Below are 16,382 nucleotides of genomic sequence, written 5' to 3'. Positions count from 1 at the left end.
GAGTTAAACGAAAGCCGCGGTTGTCGGTCCCACTCCGCAACCGCGAGCTGCTTTGAAGAGGTTCTACCGTGGCATTGACCGTCCTAGGCCTGTCTGGCGCCGTAAGCCATGACCCGTCCGCCGCCCTGTACATCGACGGCAAGCTGGTCGCGGCCGTCGAGGAAGAGCGCTTCGTGCGCGACAAGCACGCGAAGAACCGCATGCCCTACGAATCGGCGAAGTTCTGCCTGGAGCAGGCAGGGATCGAGCCGGCCGATGTCGACGTGGTGGCGATTCCCTTCGCTCCCATCAGCATCATGGAAAAGGCCCGCTGGCACTACGCCAAGCGCTACGCCTACGCGCCGGATCGCGCGCTGGATGCGATCCTGCTCGGCAACCGCCGCTACAAGCGTTACTACAAGCGCATCGAGTGGTGCCTGCAGCAACTCGGCTTCGACCTGAAGAAAATCAAGATCCAGCCGGTCGAGCACCACCTTGCCCACGCCTCCAGTGCCTACCATTGCTCGGGGTTCAAGGAAAAGACCGCGATCCTCGGCATCGACGGCAAGGGCGAGTACGCCACCACTTTCTTCGGCTGGGGCGAGAACGGTCGGATCCACAAGATCAAGGAGTTCTACGATCCGGATTCGCTGGGCGGCCTGTACGGCGCGATCACCGAGTACCTCGGCTTCGACATGCTCGACGGCGAGTTCAAGGTCATGGGCATGGCGCCCTACGGTGACGCCAGCAAGTACGATTTCTCCCGTCTCGCCAAGTTCGAGAACGGCGAACTGGTGATCAACACCGACTATGCCAACGTCATCGGCTTCCGCCGCTACAAGGAGAAAGGCAAGGGCTACTACTTCTCGCCCAAGCTGATCGAGTGGCTGGGGCCCAAGCGCGAAGGCGACATCGCCGACGATCCCTACATCCATTACGCCGCGAGCATCCAGGCGCTGTTCGAGAAGCTCGCGCTGGAGATGATGGACTACTACCTCGGCGATATCATCCGCGAGACCGGCAAGGTCGCTTTCGCCGGCGGCTGCGCGCTGAACGTCAAGCTCAACCAGAAGATCATCTCGCGCCCCGAAGTGAAGGAGCTGTTCGTCCAGCCGGCGGCCAGCGACGCCGGCACCGCGGTCGGCGCGGCGGCCTACGTGTCGCACCAGCGCGGCGTGCCGGTGGAGAAGATGGAGCACGTCTACCTCGGCCCGGAGTATTCCAACGAGGACGTCATCGCCGCCTGCGCCCGTCACGAGGCCAGGCCGCAGTGGCAGAAGATCGACAACCGCAGCCGGCGTATCGGCAGGATCCTTGCCGACGGCAACCCGGTGGCCTGGTTCCAGGGACGCATGGAGTTCGGTCCGCGTGCCCTCGGTGGCCGCTCCATTCTCGGCTGCCCGAGCGTGCCGGGCGTGGCCGACCGGATCAATGCGCAGATCAAGTTCCGCGAGCGCTGGCGGCCCTTCTGCCCGTCGATGCTGGATACCGTCGGCCCGCAGATGTTCAAGATCGACCACCCGGCCCCGTTCATGACCTTCACCTTCGAAGTCAACGAAGAGTGGAAGGAGCGAGTGCCGGAAGTGGTGCACGAAGACGGTACCTCCCGCGCCCAGGTGCTGAAGCGCGAGTACAACCCGCGCTACTACGACCTGATGAAGGAACTGGAGAACCTCACCGGCAACGGCGTGGCCCTGAACACTTCGCTCAATCGCCGTGGCGAACCGATGATCTGCTCGCCGACCGACGCCCTGAACATGTTCTTCGGCTCCGATCTGCAGTACCTGATCATGGAGGACATCCTGGTCGTGAAGGAGGGCGTGGACTGGTATGACTCGGTCGGCTGAACCTCGCGTCCTGCAGTTCTGTCACGGCTACGACGGGCCTTTCCTCGACTGTGCCCGTCAGTACGCCAGCCTGTTCGCCGGAACCCCGTACAAGGTCACCACGGTGTTCCTCACCGGGCGTTCCGATCCTGAGGTGGCGGCGCGTTGCGCCTCCGACGAGGTACTGTTCCTCGAGTACGGCTCCAGGGACATCCGTGGCCTCAAGCTGAAGGCGATCCGCGACTTGCGCGAGATCGCCCGTTCGCGCGACTTCCGCTTCTGCATCGCGCACCGCTTCAAGCCGATCTGGATCGCCAGCCTGGCCACTCGTCTGCCGATCGTTGGCGTGCACCACGCCTTCGGCGATTACCAGCGGTTGTCGCGCAAGGTCTTCGCCGGCCTGATGAGCAAGCGCCTGAGCCTGCTGGCGGTGTCCGACGCGGTGCGCGACGATATCCGCCGTTGCCTGCCGAAGTGGCCGGCGGAGCGGATCGAGACGCTCTACAACCGCATCGACGTCGCTGCGCTGCAGGCCGAGCAGGTCGAGCGCCTGAGTGCGCGCCGGCAACTGCGCCTGCCCGACGAGGCCTGGGTGGTCGGCAACGTCGGCCGCCTGCATCCGGACAAGGACCAGGCTACCCTGCTGCGCGGCTTTGCCGCCGCGCTGCCGCGCCTGCCGCAGAACAGCCTGCTGGCGATCCTCGGCAGCGGCCGCCTGGAAGAGCAGCTCAAGGACCTGGCCTGCGAACTGGGTATCGGCGAGCGCGTGCTGTTCCTCGGCCAGGTCGAAGAGGCACGGCGCTACTTCAAGGCGTTCGACGCCTTCGCCCTGAGTTCCGACCACGAGCCGTTCGGCATGGTCCTGCTGGAGGCCATGGTCGCCGGTGTACCGCTGATCGCCACCGCCTGTGGCGGCGCCCGCGAAGTGGTGGAAGGGGTCGGCATCCTCTTCCCGCTGGGCGACGAGACGGCCCTGGCCGAGGGCCTGACCCACCTGGCGGCGCTTGACCGCCGCCAGCGCGAGGCCTGTGCGCGGCTCATGCTCGAGCGCCTGGAGACACGCTTCTCCGACGCTGCGGTGCGCCGCGAATTCTGGCGCCTGCCGACGATTGCCGGCTTCGCTTCGGAGTCTGCATGCTGAACAGGTTGCGCGCCTTCCGCGAACGCGGTTGGCGCGAAGTGGACGCGCCGACCTACGCCCAGGCCTGGCAGCGTTTCGGCGGCAGCGTCGCGACCCACCCGCTGGTGGTCGAGCAGCTCGCCGAAATGGCTGGAATCCCGGTGCGTTACCTGGGTTGGGAGAGCGCTGGCGAACTGGTTGCGGCGATCCCGACCTGGGGCCGCCACCTGGCGTTGTCCAAGGACGTGCTCAAGCGGCGCGGCAAGAAGGGCCTGTACGACCTGGGCAACGCCGAACTGATCCTGCCGGTGGCCGGCGATGCCCGCATCGCCCTCCGCCATGCGGGACGCTACCTGTCGGCGCTGCATGAGCGGAACATCGTCACGCTGCGCCCTCAGACCGAGCAACTGGCTTTCGCTCGTGCTCCCGAGGATTTCTCCAAGAAGTTCCGCTATAACCAGCGGCGCGAAGTGCGCCTGGTGGAGGAGGCCGGTGGCCAGGTGCGCCAGGCAGACAGCTTCGCCCCGGCCGAGTTCGCTGCCATCTATCTTGAACTGTTCCAGCGTCGCTGGGGTTTCCCTGCCACCGGCGCGGAGCGCATGGCCGAGGTCTTCGAGCGGTTGCGCGAATTGCTGCGCGGCTCGGTCCTGCTGCTCAACGACCAGCCCATCGCGGTCCAGGTACTGTATCGCGCCGAAGCGCCGGGCTGGCTCAGCGTCGAGTACATCAACGGCGGCGTCGATCCGCAGACCCGCGAGTTCAGCCCTGGCAGCGTGCTCAGTTACCTGAACACCCAGGCCGCCTGGGAGGATGCGCGAGCGCTGGGCAAACCCCTGCGCTATTCGTTCGGTCGCGCCGACCGCGAATACAAGGATCGCTGGTGCCATCCTTCTCCGGTCTTCCAGGTCTGAAGCATGAGCGCACGCAAGCAGCAGTTGCTCAAGCGTCATCGACGCAACAAGCGGATCGGCCTACTGGTTGCGCTGCTGGCATTGCTGGCCGTCGGTCTGCTGGTCAGCCCCTGGTTGTTGCCGATCCTCCTCGTGGCCCTGTGGGTCGCCCACGAAGCCTGGTTCGCCGATCACCTGTTCTATTCGCCGGGCGAGGACTACCGCTACCGTTTCGCGGAAGGGGTCGAGTCGCTGCCGGTACGCCTGGCGGATGGCCGTCTGCGAGTCGACGGTGAGCTGCGCGAAGGCGATACGCTGGTGCTTGGCATCGGCGTGCGCGCTGGCTGGCTGGGGCGCTTACTCGAACCCTCGGTGCTGCTGGAAGGTGGCGCGGAGGCCGATGCCCAGGCTTTCGAACGTGGGGTGAACGGCTTGCGCTACCTGAACCTGACGGGACTGGCCGGGCCGCTGGGCGAGGGCCGGATTCGCCTGCGCGGCCGGCATTGCCGGCTGGTCGGCGAACCGACCCTGTGGCGTGCGCGCCATCCCGACTACCGTGATCGGCGGGTGATGGTCATCGCTCCGCATGCCGACGACGCCGAGCTGGCCGCCTTCGGCCTCTACAGCCAGGCTCGCGAGGCCTGGATCGTGACCCTGACCGCCGGCGAGATCGAAACCGAGCATTACCGCCGCATGGGCCTCGACGGAATAGCTGCGGCGCGCCTGAAGGGCCGCCTGCGCGCCTGGGATAGCCAGGCCGTGCCGACGTGGGGTGGGGTGCCGGCCGAGCGCTGCGTGCAACTGGGTTATTTCTGCCTGCAATTGCCTGCCATGCAGGCGAACCCGGGCGAGGTGGTGCCGTCCCGTGAGGCCGATCTCGCCGATATCCGTCCGTTCCGCCAGTTCAACCGCCTGCGCCTGGCCAGCGATGCCGACGGCCTGTCGACCTGGAACAATCTGCTGTCCGATCTCCGCGAGCTGATCCTGCTGGCACGTCCCGAGGTCATCGTCCTGCCTCATCCGCATTTCGATCCGCACCCGGACCATGTCCGCGCCCAGGAGGCTGTGCGCGAGGCGCTCCAGGGCCTGGACTGGCAGCCGCAGGCATTGTTGCACTATGCCAATCACCTGCACGACAACGATCGCTGGCCGATGGGCGATGCGCACATGGGGGTCAGCCTGCCACCGCTGACCGAAGAATGCTCGCCGCTGCTGCCATGGACGCTGGCGCTGGAGCGCACGCGCCAGGTGGACAAGGCCATGGCCTTGGGCATGATGCACGACCTGCAACCCAGGCCGCCGTTCAAGCGCCGTCTGCGCCGCCGTCTGCAGGGCTGGCTCGCCGGGCGTCGCTGGCCGGCATACGGCGAGGACGAGTTCATGCGCAAGGCGGTGCGTCGGCACGAGTTGTTCTGGGTGGAGTCGCTGGATGGGGAGGCGTGATGCTTGGGTCGAGCGTTCGGCAAGGTTCGAGCCGCCATGCTGCTTCGGAGAAGCCGCGAGGATGAAGGTCTGATGAAAGTTCTGTTTCTGGTCCAGAAAGAGCAGCGCGCGATCCTGGATCGCCTGTACGACGGCATCGCCGCCCATTGCGAGTGCGATACCCGCTGGCTGAGCAGCGAGGAGCAGGCCGACCTGCGCGGCTACTTCCGCAAGCACGTGGATGTCTCGCGCTACGACCGCATCCTGTTCTTCCTCCGTTTCAAGAAGGAAATGCGCCAGGTCCGCTTCATCCGCAGCGTGCCCAACCTGGTGATCCTCGAGCACGATGCCTACCAGAACTACATTCCCTGCAAGTACACCGGCAAGTTCAGCGCCCATTACCGGCGCCTGCCCTGGGCACGGGTGATCAGTTCGGGCCATACGGTCAGCGAACGCCTGCGCCAGGAGGGATTCGACGCGGTATTCGTGCCCAAGGGCTACGACCAGACCCTGTTGCATGACCTGGGCCTGGCGCGCGATATCGAGCTGGGCTTCGTCGGCAGTACCGGCAGCGTGGCCTACAGTGGACGCAAGGCGCTGCTCGACGAGTTGGGCGGAGTGGAGAACCTGCTGGTGACCAAGACCAAGTCCGGCGAGGAGTACCTGCGCACGCTCAACCGCATCCGTTTCTTCGTCAGCGCGGATGTCGGCATGGGCGAATACATGATCAAGAATTTCGAGGCGATGGCCTGCGGTTGCGTACTGCTGGCCTACGACCAGGGCGAGCGGGAAAACGAGGCCTTGGGTTTCCGGGACATGGAGAATATCGTGCTGTATCGCTCGGTGGCGGACATCCAGGAAAAGCTCGCGATCCTGCGCCTCGATACGGCTCTCGCCGAGCGGATCGCGCGAAGCGGCCAGGCGCTGGCCATCGAACGATTCAGCTTCGCCGCTGTCGGTCAGAGTATCGTCGAGGCCATGCGGCCCGTGTTGCGCGAGCCGGAGCGTCCCGGATGGCTGGAGAAGACCTGGCGACGTATTTTTACCTGAGAGTAGCAGCCGAAAAGAGCTGGGGCTTCAGGCGTGTTTGCTATTGTTCAGCTTGTTTTTCCGGGCTGGGGGGAGGTGTAGGACCGATGAAGATCGCAGGATCGCTCATGCATGTCTGGCGCTTTGAATGGGGACGTGAAGGACAGGTAAGGTTGTAGTTATGGCGCTCGTCGATGATGGTTCGCAGCCATTGGTTTCCGTGATCATCGCTTCCTATAACCACGAAAAGTACATAGAAGCGAGCATCGCCAGCGTGGCTGCGCAGACATACCGCAACGTGGAACTGCTGGTGGTGGACGATGGTTCCAGCGATGGCAGCGTCGAGCTTTTGCGCGGGCTCCAGGCGAAGTACGGCTTCGACCTCAGGGTCCAGCAGAACCAGGGACTGTCGAGAACGCTCAACGAGGCGATCGCCAGGGCCCGGGGAAATCTCATCGTGCCTTTCGGTTCGGACGACATCATGTTGCCGCAACGCCTGGAGAAACAGGTGGCACACATGTGGGACAAGCCCGAGGTAGGTATCTGCGCGGGCAATATCGAGATCATCGATTCCAATGGCCGGGTCATGCCGGGAAAGGAGCAGCGCAAACGCGACCTGCCTTTCCGCCGTCTCGACTTCGATGACCTGTTCCTGGACCGCAAGCCGGGCCCGATGGCGCCCACCCTGATGTTCCGGCGGGAAGCCCTGGAGAAGGTCGGCGGTTTCGATCCGGACATACGCCTGGAAGATGTCTATATCGAACTGGCGGTGACCAAGGCTGGCTACGTCATCGACATTCTTGGCGAGGTCCTCGCCCAGTACCGCAAGCATCCCACCAATACGTACAAGAACGCCCGTTTCATGGTGGACAACGTATTCAAGACGTACAGCCAGTTCAGCGATCACCCCGATTACGAGCAGGTGATCATGCGCTTCCGCAATTCGATGTTCCTCAAGTGCTCGAACCGGGACAAGGTACTGGCCCGGGAGCTGCTCTCCGGCTTGCCGCTGAAGTACTGGAACGAGAAGACCTTCCGCGGCATTGCGCGGCTGTTTTTCTCCTGATCGCTGATATCGCCGCAATCAAGGCGCGGCGATATCCTCACCGCGCCTGCTGGCGGCGAACCTTTGCTGGATCCACAGCGCATACAGCAGCGCCATGGGAATCCAGATCAGGAACCAGTGTTCCTTGGGACGGGGCAGGAAGGCGTTGCCCTCCGTGAGTCCGGCTGCCAGGCCGAACACCAGCCAGGTCGAGGCTAGCAGAACCGCTGGAGACTTCCGGTTTTTCCAGGAGAAGCCGAAGGCCAGTGCGTAGATCGCCACCCACAGCAGGAGCCCGATGATCCCTCCAGCGAAAAGCACACCCAGTTCGATGTTGTGCGGGTCGGCGAGCAGCATGCCGTTGCTCAGGACGATTCGCATCGGATGATCGTAGCCGTGTCCGAGCCATGGATGCTCGCTGATCTGGCGTAGGGCGTCGGCCCAGATTTCCGGGCGGAACGATGCCCCTCTCTGGGTGATCACTTCCGGGTACAGGATGTAGCCCAGTAGCGCTCCAGCCAGGGCGAGTGCCAGGGCGATGAGGGCTTTTTTCCTGTCTCCGGCCAGGACCAGCCACATAAGGGCCGCTGTGAGCCCTACCAGGGGAGTACGTGAACCGGTCGCGATGAGAAGGCCACCGAGCAGCGCCAGAGATATCAGTGGCAAGGGGGCCAGGATGGGGCGGGATTGCATCCAATAGGCCAGCCAGAGTGCCGTGAAGGCGCCATAGACATGGGCGCTCAGTAATGGGTTATAGAGAGCGCCATAACCGGTAAGGCGCAGCGGGTTGGCGTCCCAGTAGTATTGCAGCAAGGTGGCTGCCGCGGAGATCACCGCGCCAAGGGCAGCCAGCCAGGTCGCGGTCTTGAGGCGGAGGGGAGCTTCGAGCGCCAGGATGGCGGCGCAGAAGAACAGGAGGGCGATGTACAGGGGGCGCTTGAGCAGCGAGCCGGTGGAGTTCTCGGGGGCCGACCAGGACAGGCTCAGCATCATGTAGCTGCTGAAGGCGAGGAAGGCGATGAACAGCGGCGAGCCCGTTAGCGGGCGAAGCAGACGCGGTTGCAGTATCACGTACAGCAGCGTCGGGGCTGCAAGCAGGATGTAGAAGAGGCGATGGTAGTCGGAGCGGTCGCCGACCCAGAACATTCCGGTGAGCAGGGCCAGCCAGCCCAGCGGCAGGATCCAGTGGCTGAGGATGCGGCTGGTATCGTGGCGAAGACGGGTCAGTCGGGTAGCTGCGAACATTCCTTGCTCAATCCAGTTGCAGTTGCTTGAGGAGCTGCTCGAGTGTCCAGTGGACCTGGCTGCTGCGGAGATAGGACTTGAGCACTAGGTGCTCGCTGTCGTCGAGGAACCAGGTTCGATCCTGTTCGTAGCGCAGCAGGTGCTTGAAATTGCGAATGCGCTGGGCGGCGCTGAGCGCCGAGCGCTGGACCCGCAGGTCGGCGATGTCGATCAGGCCCATCCGGCCTTCCGGCGTGCGCACCACGTTGCCCAGGTGCAGCGAGCGGAAGTACACCCCCTTGGCGTGCAGCGCGGCGATCAGCTCGCCCAGTTGCGTCCGGACTGCGTCGCCGCACTCCGGGTCGTTGCGGTCGAGTTGGCGGAGGGTCTGCCCCGGTAGCGGCTCGTAGTGCACCGCGTCGCGCTGGATATGTGGGATCCGCAATACGTCCAGCACCTTCGGGCAGACGATGCCGCGCCGCGCCAGTTCGCTGGCGTTGCGGGCGAAGCGCTCCGCATAGGGGAACAGGGCTGCGGAGGAAATCAGGCGCTTGCGGCGAAACAGTTTGAGGAAGGACCCGTCGCGCAGACGCAGAACCTTGTCCCCATGACCATCGGCTTCCAGCACTTCTGCGTTGTCACGCAACTGCAAGTAGGAGGGGTAGTCTATGACTCGCATGCGAGCTCCTGAACGAACGGCCCGCCATCTTACCCCAACACGCCTTCCAGGCGGAGTGATGGAGGTCCTGTGCTACACTCCGGGACCTTTTCAGCATGTAAGAAACCATGAGCGATAGTCCTCAGAATCCCGGACCTTCCAGTCTCAAGATCTATTTCCGCCTGTTGGGCTACGTGAAGCCCTACATCGGAATGTTCCTACTCAGCATCGTCGGTTTCCTGATCTTCGCCTCGACCCAGCCGATGCTGGCGGGCATCCTCAAGTATTTCGTCGACGGCCTCTCCAATCCTGACGCGGCATTGTTTCCGAATGTGCAGTGGCCCTGGTTGCGCGACTTGCACCTGGTCTACGCGGTGCCGTTGCTGATCATCCTGATCGCTGCCTGGCAGGGGCTGGGCTCGTTCCTCGGCAACTTCTTCCTCGCCAAGGTTTCCCTGGGGCTGGTGCATGACCTGCGGGTCGCCCTGTTCAACAAGCTGCTGGTGCTGCCGAACCGCTATTTCGACACGCACAGCTCCGGCCACCTGATCTCGCGCATCACCTTCAACGTGACCATGGTCACCGGAGCGGCCACGGATGCCATCAAGGTGGTGATCCGTGAGGGCCTGACCGTGGTCTTCCTGTTCCTCTACCTGCTGTGGATGAACTGGAAGCTGACCCTGGTGATGCTGGCGATCCTGCCGGTCATCGCGGTGATGGTGACTACCGCCAGCCGCAAGTTCCGCAAGCAGAGCAAGAAGATCCAGGTGGCCATGGGCGACGTCACCCACGTCGCCTCGGAAACCATCCAGGGCTACCGGGTAGTGCGCAGCTTCGGCGGCGAAGCCTATGAAGAGAAGCGCTTCCTCGACGCCAGCCAGAGCAATACCGACAAGCAGTTGCGGATGACCAAGACCGGCGCGGTCTACACGCCGATGCTGCAATTGGTGATCTACGTCGCCATGGCGATACTGATGTTCCTCGTGCTGTGGCTGCGCGGGGACGCCTCGGCCGGCGACCTGGTGGCCTATATCACCGCGGCGGGCCTGTTGCCCAAGCCGATCCGCCAGCTTTCCGAGGTCAGTTCCACGGTCCAGCGCGGCGTCGCCGGCGCCGAGAGCATCTTCGAGCAGCTCGACGAAGCGGCGGAGGAAGACCAGGGTACCGTCGAGAAGGAGCGGGTCAGCGGGCGCCTGGAAGTGCGCAACCTGAGCTTCCGTTATCCCGGAACCGACAAGCAGGTGCTGGATGACATCAGTTTCATCGCCGAGCCCGGGCAGATGATCGCCCTGGTCGGCCGTTCCGGTAGCGGCAAATCGACCCTGGCCAACCTGGTTCCGCGCTTTTATCAGCACAATGACGGCAAGATCATGCTTGATGGCGTTGAAGTCGAGGATTATCGCCTGCGCAACCTGCGCCGCCACATCGCCCTGGTGACCCAGCAGGTCACGCTGTTCAACGACAGCGTGGCCAACAACATCGCCTACGGCGACCTGGCTGGCGCGCCGCGCGAGGAAATCGAGCGGGCGGCGAAGGCTGCCAACGCCAAGGAGTTCATCGACAACCTGCCGCAAGGCTTCGACACCGAGGTCGGCGAGAATGGCGTGCTGCTTTCCGGCGGCCAGCGCCAGCGTCTGGCGATCGCCCGGGCGCTGCTCAAGGACGCGCCCCTGCTGATCCTCGACGAGGCGACCTCGGCGCTGGACACCGAGTCGGAGCGGCATATCCAGGCGGCGCTGGACGAAGTGATGAAGGGGCGCACCACCCTGGTGATCGCCCACCGCCTGTCGACCATCGAGAAGGCCGACCTGATCCTGGTGATGGACCAGGGGCAGATCGTCGAGCGCGGCAGCCACGCCGAGCTGCTGGCGCAGAACGGCCATTATGCGCGGCTGCATGCGATGGGACTGGATGAGCAGGCGCCGGCGCCTGTCGGCTGATAAACTGGGCGTCTGCCCCGAGAGGTTGTTTGGAGTTCCCATGAAGTTGTCCATGCCCCGTTTCGACCAGGCCCCGGTGTTGGTGGTCGGTGATGTGATGCTCGACCGCTACTGGCATGGCGCGACTTCGCGCATTTCGCCGGAGGCCCCGGTGCCGGTGGTCCGCGTCGAACAGCACGAGGACCGCCCCGGCGGCGCCGCCAACGTCGCGCTGAACATCGCCGCGCTGGGCGCGCAGGCCTTGCTGGTCGGCGTCACCGGCCGCGACGAGGCCGCCGACAGCCTGGCCAACAGCCTCAAGGCCGCTGGAGTGGACGCGCGCTTCCAGCGCATCGATAGCCAGCCGACCATCGTCAAGCTGCGGGTCATGAGTCGCCACCAGCAACTGCTGCGGGTCGACTTCGAGGAACCGTTCCGCACCGACGCGGCGGCCCTGGCCGTGGACGTCGAGTCGCTGCTGGCCAAGGTCAAGGTGCTGGTGCTGTCCGACTACGGCAAGGGCGCGCTACAGAACCACCAGGTGCTGATCCAGGCGGCGCGGGCGCGCAACATTCCGGTACTGGCCGATCCCAAGGGCAAGGACTTCGCCATCTATCGCGGCGCCAGCCTGATCACCCCGAACCTGTCCGAATTCGAGACCATCGTCGGCCGTTGCGCCGACGAAGCCGAACTGGTCGCCAAGGGCCAGGCGCTGATGAGCGAACTCGACCTCGGTGCCTTGCTGGTGACCCGCGGCGAGCATGGCATGACCCTGCTCCGCCATGGCCAGCCGGCCCTGCACCTGCCGGCGCGGGCGCGGGAAGTGTTCGACGTCACCGGTGCCGGCGATACGGTCATCTCCACCCTGGCCGCGGCGCTTGCCGCCGGCGAGGAGCTGCCGTCCGCGGTGGGCCTGGCCAACCTGGCCGCCGGCATCGTGGTCGGCAAGCTGGGTACCGCGGCGATCAGCGCGCCCGAACTGCGTCGCGCGGTGCAGCGCGAGCAGGGTTCCGAGCGTGGCGTGCTGGGCCTGGAGCAATTGCTGCTGGCAATCGAAGACGCCCGCGCCCACGGCGAGAAGATCGTCTTCACCAATGGCTGCTTCGACATCCTTCACGCCGGCCACGTGACCTACCTCGAACAGGCGCGCGCCCAGGGCGACCGCCTGATCGTCGGGGTCAACGACGACGCCTCGGTCACTCGCCTGAAGGGCGTTGGCCGGCCGATCAACTCGGTGGACCGGCGCATGGCGGTACTCGCCGGGCTCGGCGCGGTGGACTGGGTGGTGAGCTTCGCCGAAGACACTCCCGAGCGCCTGCTCGAGCAGGTGCGTCCGGACGTGCTGGTCAAGGGCGGCGATTACGGCGTCGAGCAGGTGGTCGGCGCGCAGATCGTCAAGGCCTACGGCGGCGAGGTACGGGTGCTCGGCCTGGTGGAGAACAGCTCCACCACCGCCATCGTCGAGAAGATCCGCCAGCGCTGATTCCCGTTAGCAGGTTCTTCCCGCTTCACGCCGACCCCTGGCCCTGTGGCTGGATCATTGATGTTCCAGCCAAGCCTGGAACATCAATACATTCCAGAGCGGGCCTTGCCAGTTTCTTTTTCCGCTGAGATGCTCCTGCCAGGCTCGCCGAATCGGCTCCGGGCGCAGGTAGCCCTCGCGTCTCAAGCGTTCCTCAGCCAGGAGGCTTTCGGCCCACTCCCGCAACGGTCCCCGCAGCCAGGTGTCCAGAGGGATGGCGAATCCCATCTTGGGACGCTCGATCAGTTCCCGGGGAACGTGCTGGTAAAGAACCTGGCGCAGCAACCACTTGCCGTCGTTATTTCTGATCTTCAGGTTCAGTGGCATTTTCCAGGCGAGTTCGACCACGCGATGATCGAGGAGCGGGACGCGGGTTTCCAGGCTAGTGGCCATTGCGGCGCGGTCGACCTTCGCCAGTATGTCATCGGCCAGGTAGGTCCGGGTATCCATGGCCATCATCCATTGTTCGAAGCTTTCCATCTCGGGGAGGCTGTCAAGATTCCAAAAGACGGAAGCCGATTCCTCGCTGCCGATGACGAGGTTCGTAGGCTTCTTCCAGTGGCTGACCAGATCCTTGTAGAAGTCCTCTTCACTGGAAAACGCCATGAGACCGGCGAGCTTCTGAAGCTTGTCTCCTGGTGTGCGCAAACGGTACTTCGAGGGTAGCAAGGGGCTTGCGAGAGAGAACAGGCTGTCCCACATCGCCGGTGGCAGAGCGCTCAGCAGTTTTGCGAGCGTCATCCTGGCAACCAGTGGAAGCTGTTGCAACCTGTTCCATGCCTGGCATGCCGTGAGATAGCGATTGTAGCCGGCAAACAGTTCATCGCCACCATCGCCGGTGAGAGCGACCGTTACGGATTGCTTGGCCAGGCGACTGATCAGGTAGGTCGGTATCTGTGAGCTATCGGCGAAGGGCTCGCAGTAGATGCCGGGAAGACACGGCACCACCGCGAGTGCGTCTTCGGCCCTGACGTAAAGCTCGGTGTGCTGGGTGCCGAGATGCTGGGCGACAGCCTTGGCGTGTTCCGCTTCGTTGTAGCCGGGCTCGTCGAAGCCAATGGTGAACGTCTGTACGGGCCGGGAATGCCGAGCCTGCATAAGGGCCACGATTGTGCTGCTGTCGACGCCACCGCTAAGGAAGGCGCCAAGAGGTACGTCACTGAGCATTTGCGAAGTAACGCTGGCGGACAGTTGCCGGTGCAGGGCATCCACGGCCTCTGAGTCACTTCCCTGGAATGGCTGATGGATCCCTTGTGCGATGACCTTGCTCAGAGACCAGTAGGGGAGCGGATCCATGAGTTCACCTGGCGTAGCATTAGCCAGGTTCAATTGAATGTAATGCCCGGGCGGAAGTTTTTTTATACCTTTGTAGATGCTGTTGGGAGTGGGGCAATATCCAAAACGTAGAAATGCTGCAAGGCTGTCTCTGTCGATCTCTTTTTGGAACTCTGGGTGTACGGTCAGAGACTTTAACTCGGAGGAAAACAGGAAGCAGTTTCCCTGCCACCCATAATATAAAGGTTTTTCTCCTAGCCGGTCACGAATGAGGAAGATTTTACTCGTTTCTTTATCGAAAAGTGCGAGGGAAAACATGCCAGTGATATTGGATAGGGTTTTCTCCATACCCCAGACGGAGAAGCAGGCAAGCAGCGTCTCGGTGTCGGAATGCCCCCTCCAGGGATGCGGTCCGAGCAGGGCACGGAGTGCCAGATGATTGTAGATCTCCCCATTGAAGACTATGACGTACCGTCCGCATGCAGACGGCATGGGCTGATGTCCGGCCGTCGACAGGTCCTGTATGGCCAGGCGGCGGTGGCCGAGCGCCAGGCCGATGGAATGATCCAACCAATATCCTTTGTCATCGGGGCCACGATGAATGATCTTGTCCGTCATCTGGCCAATGATCTGTACCATTTGGCTCTTTTCAGTGTGTCTTTGGATAAATCCACTGATACCGCACATTTTCTTTACTCGTCGACGGGAATGGCTTGGGGATGACGCGGGAGGGGGATGGCAAGAAGTGGGATTGTATTTAAAGGTTTTACTTAGGGAAGAGGATAAGCCTGCAGTAATTTCATGCTTTTAAAGAAAATTCCTACCGATTGGTTTTGGTTTCGGCGGGTGGGATACCTCAGGTGACCGATATTCGTGATTATCCTTGCCCAATCTGAGAATTAAATGCCGTGGTCGTCGGGCAAGTCATCTTCAAAGCTTTAAAGAGTGTTAAGAAGTGTAAAGTCAGCGCGCGCCTTTCTGCTTTCCCTGAGTTTCCACGGCTAGAATCCGCTGTTCTGAGGGATGGGTTCCGGCAGAATGCCGACCTATCCGGGCAGGTGACTGGCTGGTCTGACAAGTTTTCCCGGCGAGACGGTCATAGGCGCTGCCCATGCGGCGGCGCATGATCCGGGCATCCCATCCTGCGTGGAGCAAGATGCCCATGAGCACCGATGTACAGGGCCGTGCCCTGGCTGTACTGAACCGTGTCGCCCAGGCCGACTGGCCGGATCGCTTCAATCTTCGCAAACCCTTCGAAAAACTGCTCTACAGCGGCAGCCGTACCGGCTTCCGCCTGGCCAGCGAGCGTTCGGCGAAGCAGGCGAAGGGACCGCGCAAGGCCGATCCGGACGGGTTGTTCGACCTGTCGTTCTCCGACGACCAGCAGATGCTGGTGGACATGCTCGAAGGCTTCGCCCTGGAGGTGTTGCGTCCGCTGGCTCATGACGCGGATGCCGAGGCCAGCCTGCCGGCGGAACTGCTCAACCAGGCGCTGGAGCTGGGCCTGACCCACTATGGGGTCGGCGAGGTGCACGGCGGCATGGCCGGTGAGCGCACCACGGTGACCACTGCCCTTATCGCCGAGGCCCTGGCCAAGGGCGACCTGACGCTGGCGGCGGCCCTGCTGGTGCCGTTGTCGGCGGCCAACTGCATCCGCCGCTGGGGCAGCCCCTCGCAGCAGGCGCAGTGGCTGCCGGCGTTCGTCAGCGAAGAGGGGGCGCCGCTCACCGCCATCGCGGTCAACGAGCCGAGTCTGCTGTTCGACCCGCAGAAACTGGCGACCCGCGCCCGGCGCAAGGGCAGTCACTACCTGCTTTCCGGAGAGAAATGCCTGGTCCTGCGCGGCCTGGAGGCCAGCCGCCTGATCGTCGCGGCGAAGACCGACGAGGGGCCTGCGCTGTTCCTGGTGGAAGCCTCCGCCAAGGGCATCGAGCGACGTGCCGAGCCGGCGATGGGACTGAAGGCCGGCGGCACCGCCCGGTTGCGCCTGAAGAGCGTCAAGGTGCCGGCGGACAACCGCCTGGCCGCCGAGCATTTCGACTACCGGGCCTTCCTCGATCACGCGGCCCTGGCCTGGTGTGCCCTGGCGCTGGGCACCGGGCAGGCGGCGCTGGACTACGTGATCGCCTACTGCAACGAGCGCGAGGCCTTCGGCGAGCCGATCAGCCATCGCCAGGGGGTCGCCTTCATGGTCGCCGACATCGCCATCGAACTGGACGCCATGCGCCTGATGGTCTGGCGCGCCTGCGCCCTGGCCGAGCGCGGCCAGCCGTTCCAGCGCGAGGCTTACCTGGCGCGTCTGCTGTGCGCCGAGAAGGCGATGAAGATCGGCACCGACGCCGTGCAACTGCTCGGCGGCCACGGCTTCACCAAGGAGCATCCGGCCGAGCGCTGGTACCGCGACCTGCGCGCGGTAGCGCTGATGGCCGGCGGCCTGCACCTGTGAACCCGAGCGAGTGCGCGGTCCGCCGCG

Annotated in this window: 12 protein-coding genes; 9 read left to right on the top strand and 3 right to left on the bottom strand. The window is 63.8% G+C overall.

Translation table 11 applies throughout. The features are described 5' to 3' along the window. Positions 1-68: 68 nt before the first annotated feature. The 6 genes from LE197_RS24870 (at position 69) to wapR (ending at position 7,332) form a co-directional block, all read left to right on the top strand. The gene (locus tag LE197_RS24870) at positions 69-1,826 is read left to right on the top strand and encodes a carbamoyltransferase (protein ID WP_003095766.1); all 1,758 of its coding nucleotides are present in this window, start codon (positions 69-71) and stop codon (positions 1,824-1,826) included. Next, positions 1,810-2,946, top strand: coding sequence for a glycosyltransferase (locus LE197_RS24865; protein ID WP_003109898.1), 1,137 nt, complete (start codon positions 1,810-1,812; stop codon positions 2,944-2,946). The genes LE197_RS24870 and LE197_RS24865 overlap by 17 nt, the downstream gene beginning before the upstream one ends. Further along, the gene (locus LE197_RS24860) at positions 2,940-3,836 is read left to right on the top strand and encodes an antimicrobial resistance protein Mig-14 (protein WP_003114550.1); all 897 of its coding nucleotides are present in this window, start codon (positions 2,940-2,942) and stop codon (positions 3,834-3,836) included. Before LE197_RS24865 ends, LE197_RS24860 begins: the two co-directional genes overlap by 7 nt. Positions 3,837-3,839: 3 nt before the next feature. Next, complete coding sequence (locus LE197_RS24855; protein ID WP_023108829.1) at positions 3,840-5,258, top strand: PIG-L deacetylase family protein; 1,419 nt, start codon at positions 3,840-3,842, stop codon at positions 5,256-5,258. Between the two features lie 72 nt (positions 5,259-5,330). Beyond that, the gene (locus LE197_RS24850) at positions 5,331-6,287 is read left to right on the top strand and encodes a glycosyltransferase (protein ID WP_019681332.1); all 957 of its coding nucleotides are present in this window, start codon (positions 5,331-5,333) and stop codon (positions 6,285-6,287) included. Positions 6,288-6,447: 160 nt separating this feature from the next. Continuing rightward, entirely contained in the window at positions 6,448-7,332 is an 885-nt protein-coding gene (gene wapR, locus LE197_RS24845; protein WP_003116152.1) for an alpha-1,3-rhamnosyltransferase, read from the top strand. A gap of 18 nt (positions 7,333-7,350) precedes the next feature. Here wapR and waaL read toward each other — a convergent pair whose 3' ends face one another. Together waaL and LE197_RS24835 are read right to left on the bottom strand one after the other, a co-directional pair. Further along, entirely contained in the window at positions 7,351-8,556 is a 1,206-nt protein-coding gene (waaL, locus tag LE197_RS24840; protein WP_003457495.1) for an O-antigen ligase WaaL, read from the bottom strand. A 7-nt stretch (positions 8,557-8,563) separates the two neighbouring features. Then, complete coding sequence (locus tag LE197_RS24835; RefSeq protein ID WP_003123591.1) at positions 8,564-9,214, bottom strand: hypothetical protein; 651 nt, start codon at positions 9,212-9,214, stop codon at positions 8,564-8,566. A 107-nt stretch (positions 9,215-9,321) separates the two neighbouring features. Between LE197_RS24835 and msbA the strand changes: the two genes are divergently transcribed. Together msbA and hldE are read left to right on the top strand one after the other, a co-directional pair. Continuing rightward, a complete protein-coding gene (gene msbA / locus LE197_RS24830; protein WP_003158382.1) occupies positions 9,322-11,133 on the top strand; it encodes a lipid A export permease/ATP-binding protein MsbA in 1,812 nt (603 codons plus the stop codon). A 40-nt stretch (positions 11,134-11,173) separates the two neighbouring features. Beyond that, positions 11,174-12,595: a bifunctional D-glycero-beta-D-manno-heptose-7-phosphate kinase/D-glycero-beta-D-manno-heptose 1-phosphate adenylyltransferase HldE gene (gene hldE / locus LE197_RS24825; RefSeq protein ID WP_003123589.1), complete on the top strand. Its 1,422-nt coding sequence runs from the start codon at positions 11,174-11,176 to the stop codon at positions 12,593-12,595. A gap of 54 nt (positions 12,596-12,649) precedes the next feature. Here the strand turns inward: hldE and asnB are convergent, their stop codons facing one another. After that, on the bottom strand, positions 12,650-14,548 hold the full coding sequence (asnB, locus tag LE197_RS24820) for an asparagine synthase (glutamine-hydrolyzing) (protein ID WP_003121175.1): 1,899 nt from the start codon (positions 14,546-14,548) through the stop codon (positions 12,650-12,652). Between the two features lie 517 nt (positions 14,549-15,065). On the opposite strand from asnB, the gene LE197_RS24815 reads away from it, so the two are divergent. Continuing rightward, on the top strand, positions 15,066-16,355 hold the full coding sequence (locus LE197_RS24815) for an acyl-CoA dehydrogenase family protein (RefSeq protein ID WP_079278476.1): 1,290 nt from the start codon (positions 15,066-15,068) through the stop codon (positions 16,353-16,355). Positions 16,356-16,382 lie beyond the last annotated feature (27 nt).

Origin of the sequence: Pseudomonas sp. PS1(2021), assembly GCF_020405165.1 — a bacterium.
In the GTDB taxonomy this organism is placed as follows: domain Bacteria; phylum Pseudomonadota; class Gammaproteobacteria; order Pseudomonadales; family Pseudomonadaceae; genus Pseudomonas; species Pseudomonas aeruginosa.
The sequence above is the reverse complement of the archived record's forward strand: the minus strand, read 5'-3'. Positions and strand labels throughout refer to the sequence as shown.

What these genes read in the sequence shown, in the direction of transcription:
- wapR (WP_003116152.1), top strand. Translation starts at nt 6,448, where the DNA reads ATGGCGCTCGTCGATGATGGTTCGCAGCCATTGGTTTCCGTGATCATC.
- msbA (WP_003158382.1), top strand. Translation starts at nt 9,322, where the DNA reads ATGAGCGATAGTCCTCAGAATCCCGGACCTTCCAGTCTCAAGATCTAT.
- LE197_RS24860 (WP_003114550.1), top strand. Translation starts at nt 2,940, where the DNA reads ATGCTGAACAGGTTGCGCGCCTTCCGCGAACGCGGTTGGCGCGAAGTG.
- LE197_RS24865 (WP_003109898.1), top strand. Translation starts at nt 1,810, where the DNA reads ATGACTCGGTCGGCTGAACCTCGCGTCCTGCAGTTCTGTCACGGCTAC.
- asnB (WP_003121175.1), bottom strand. Translation starts at nt 14,548, where the DNA reads ATGGTACAGATCATTGGCCAGATGACGGACAAGATCATTCATCGTGGC.
- LE197_RS24855 (WP_023108829.1), top strand. Translation starts at nt 3,840, where the DNA reads ATGAGCGCACGCAAGCAGCAGTTGCTCAAGCGTCATCGACGCAACAAG.
- LE197_RS24815 (WP_079278476.1), top strand. Translation starts at nt 15,066, where the DNA reads ATGCCCATGAGCACCGATGTACAGGGCCGTGCCCTGGCTGTACTGAAC.
- hldE (WP_003123589.1), top strand. Translation starts at nt 11,174, where the DNA reads ATGAAGTTGTCCATGCCCCGTTTCGACCAGGCCCCGGTGTTGGTGGTC.
- waaL (WP_003457495.1), bottom strand. Translation starts at nt 8,556, where the DNA reads ATGTTCGCAGCTACCCGACTGACCCGTCTTCGCCACGATACCAGCCGC.
- LE197_RS24835 (WP_003123591.1), bottom strand. Translation starts at nt 9,214, where the DNA reads ATGCGAGTCATAGACTACCCCTCCTACTTGCAGTTGCGTGACAACGCA.
- LE197_RS24850 (WP_019681332.1), top strand. Translation starts at nt 5,331, where the DNA reads ATGAAAGTTCTGTTTCTGGTCCAGAAAGAGCAGCGCGCGATCCTGGAT.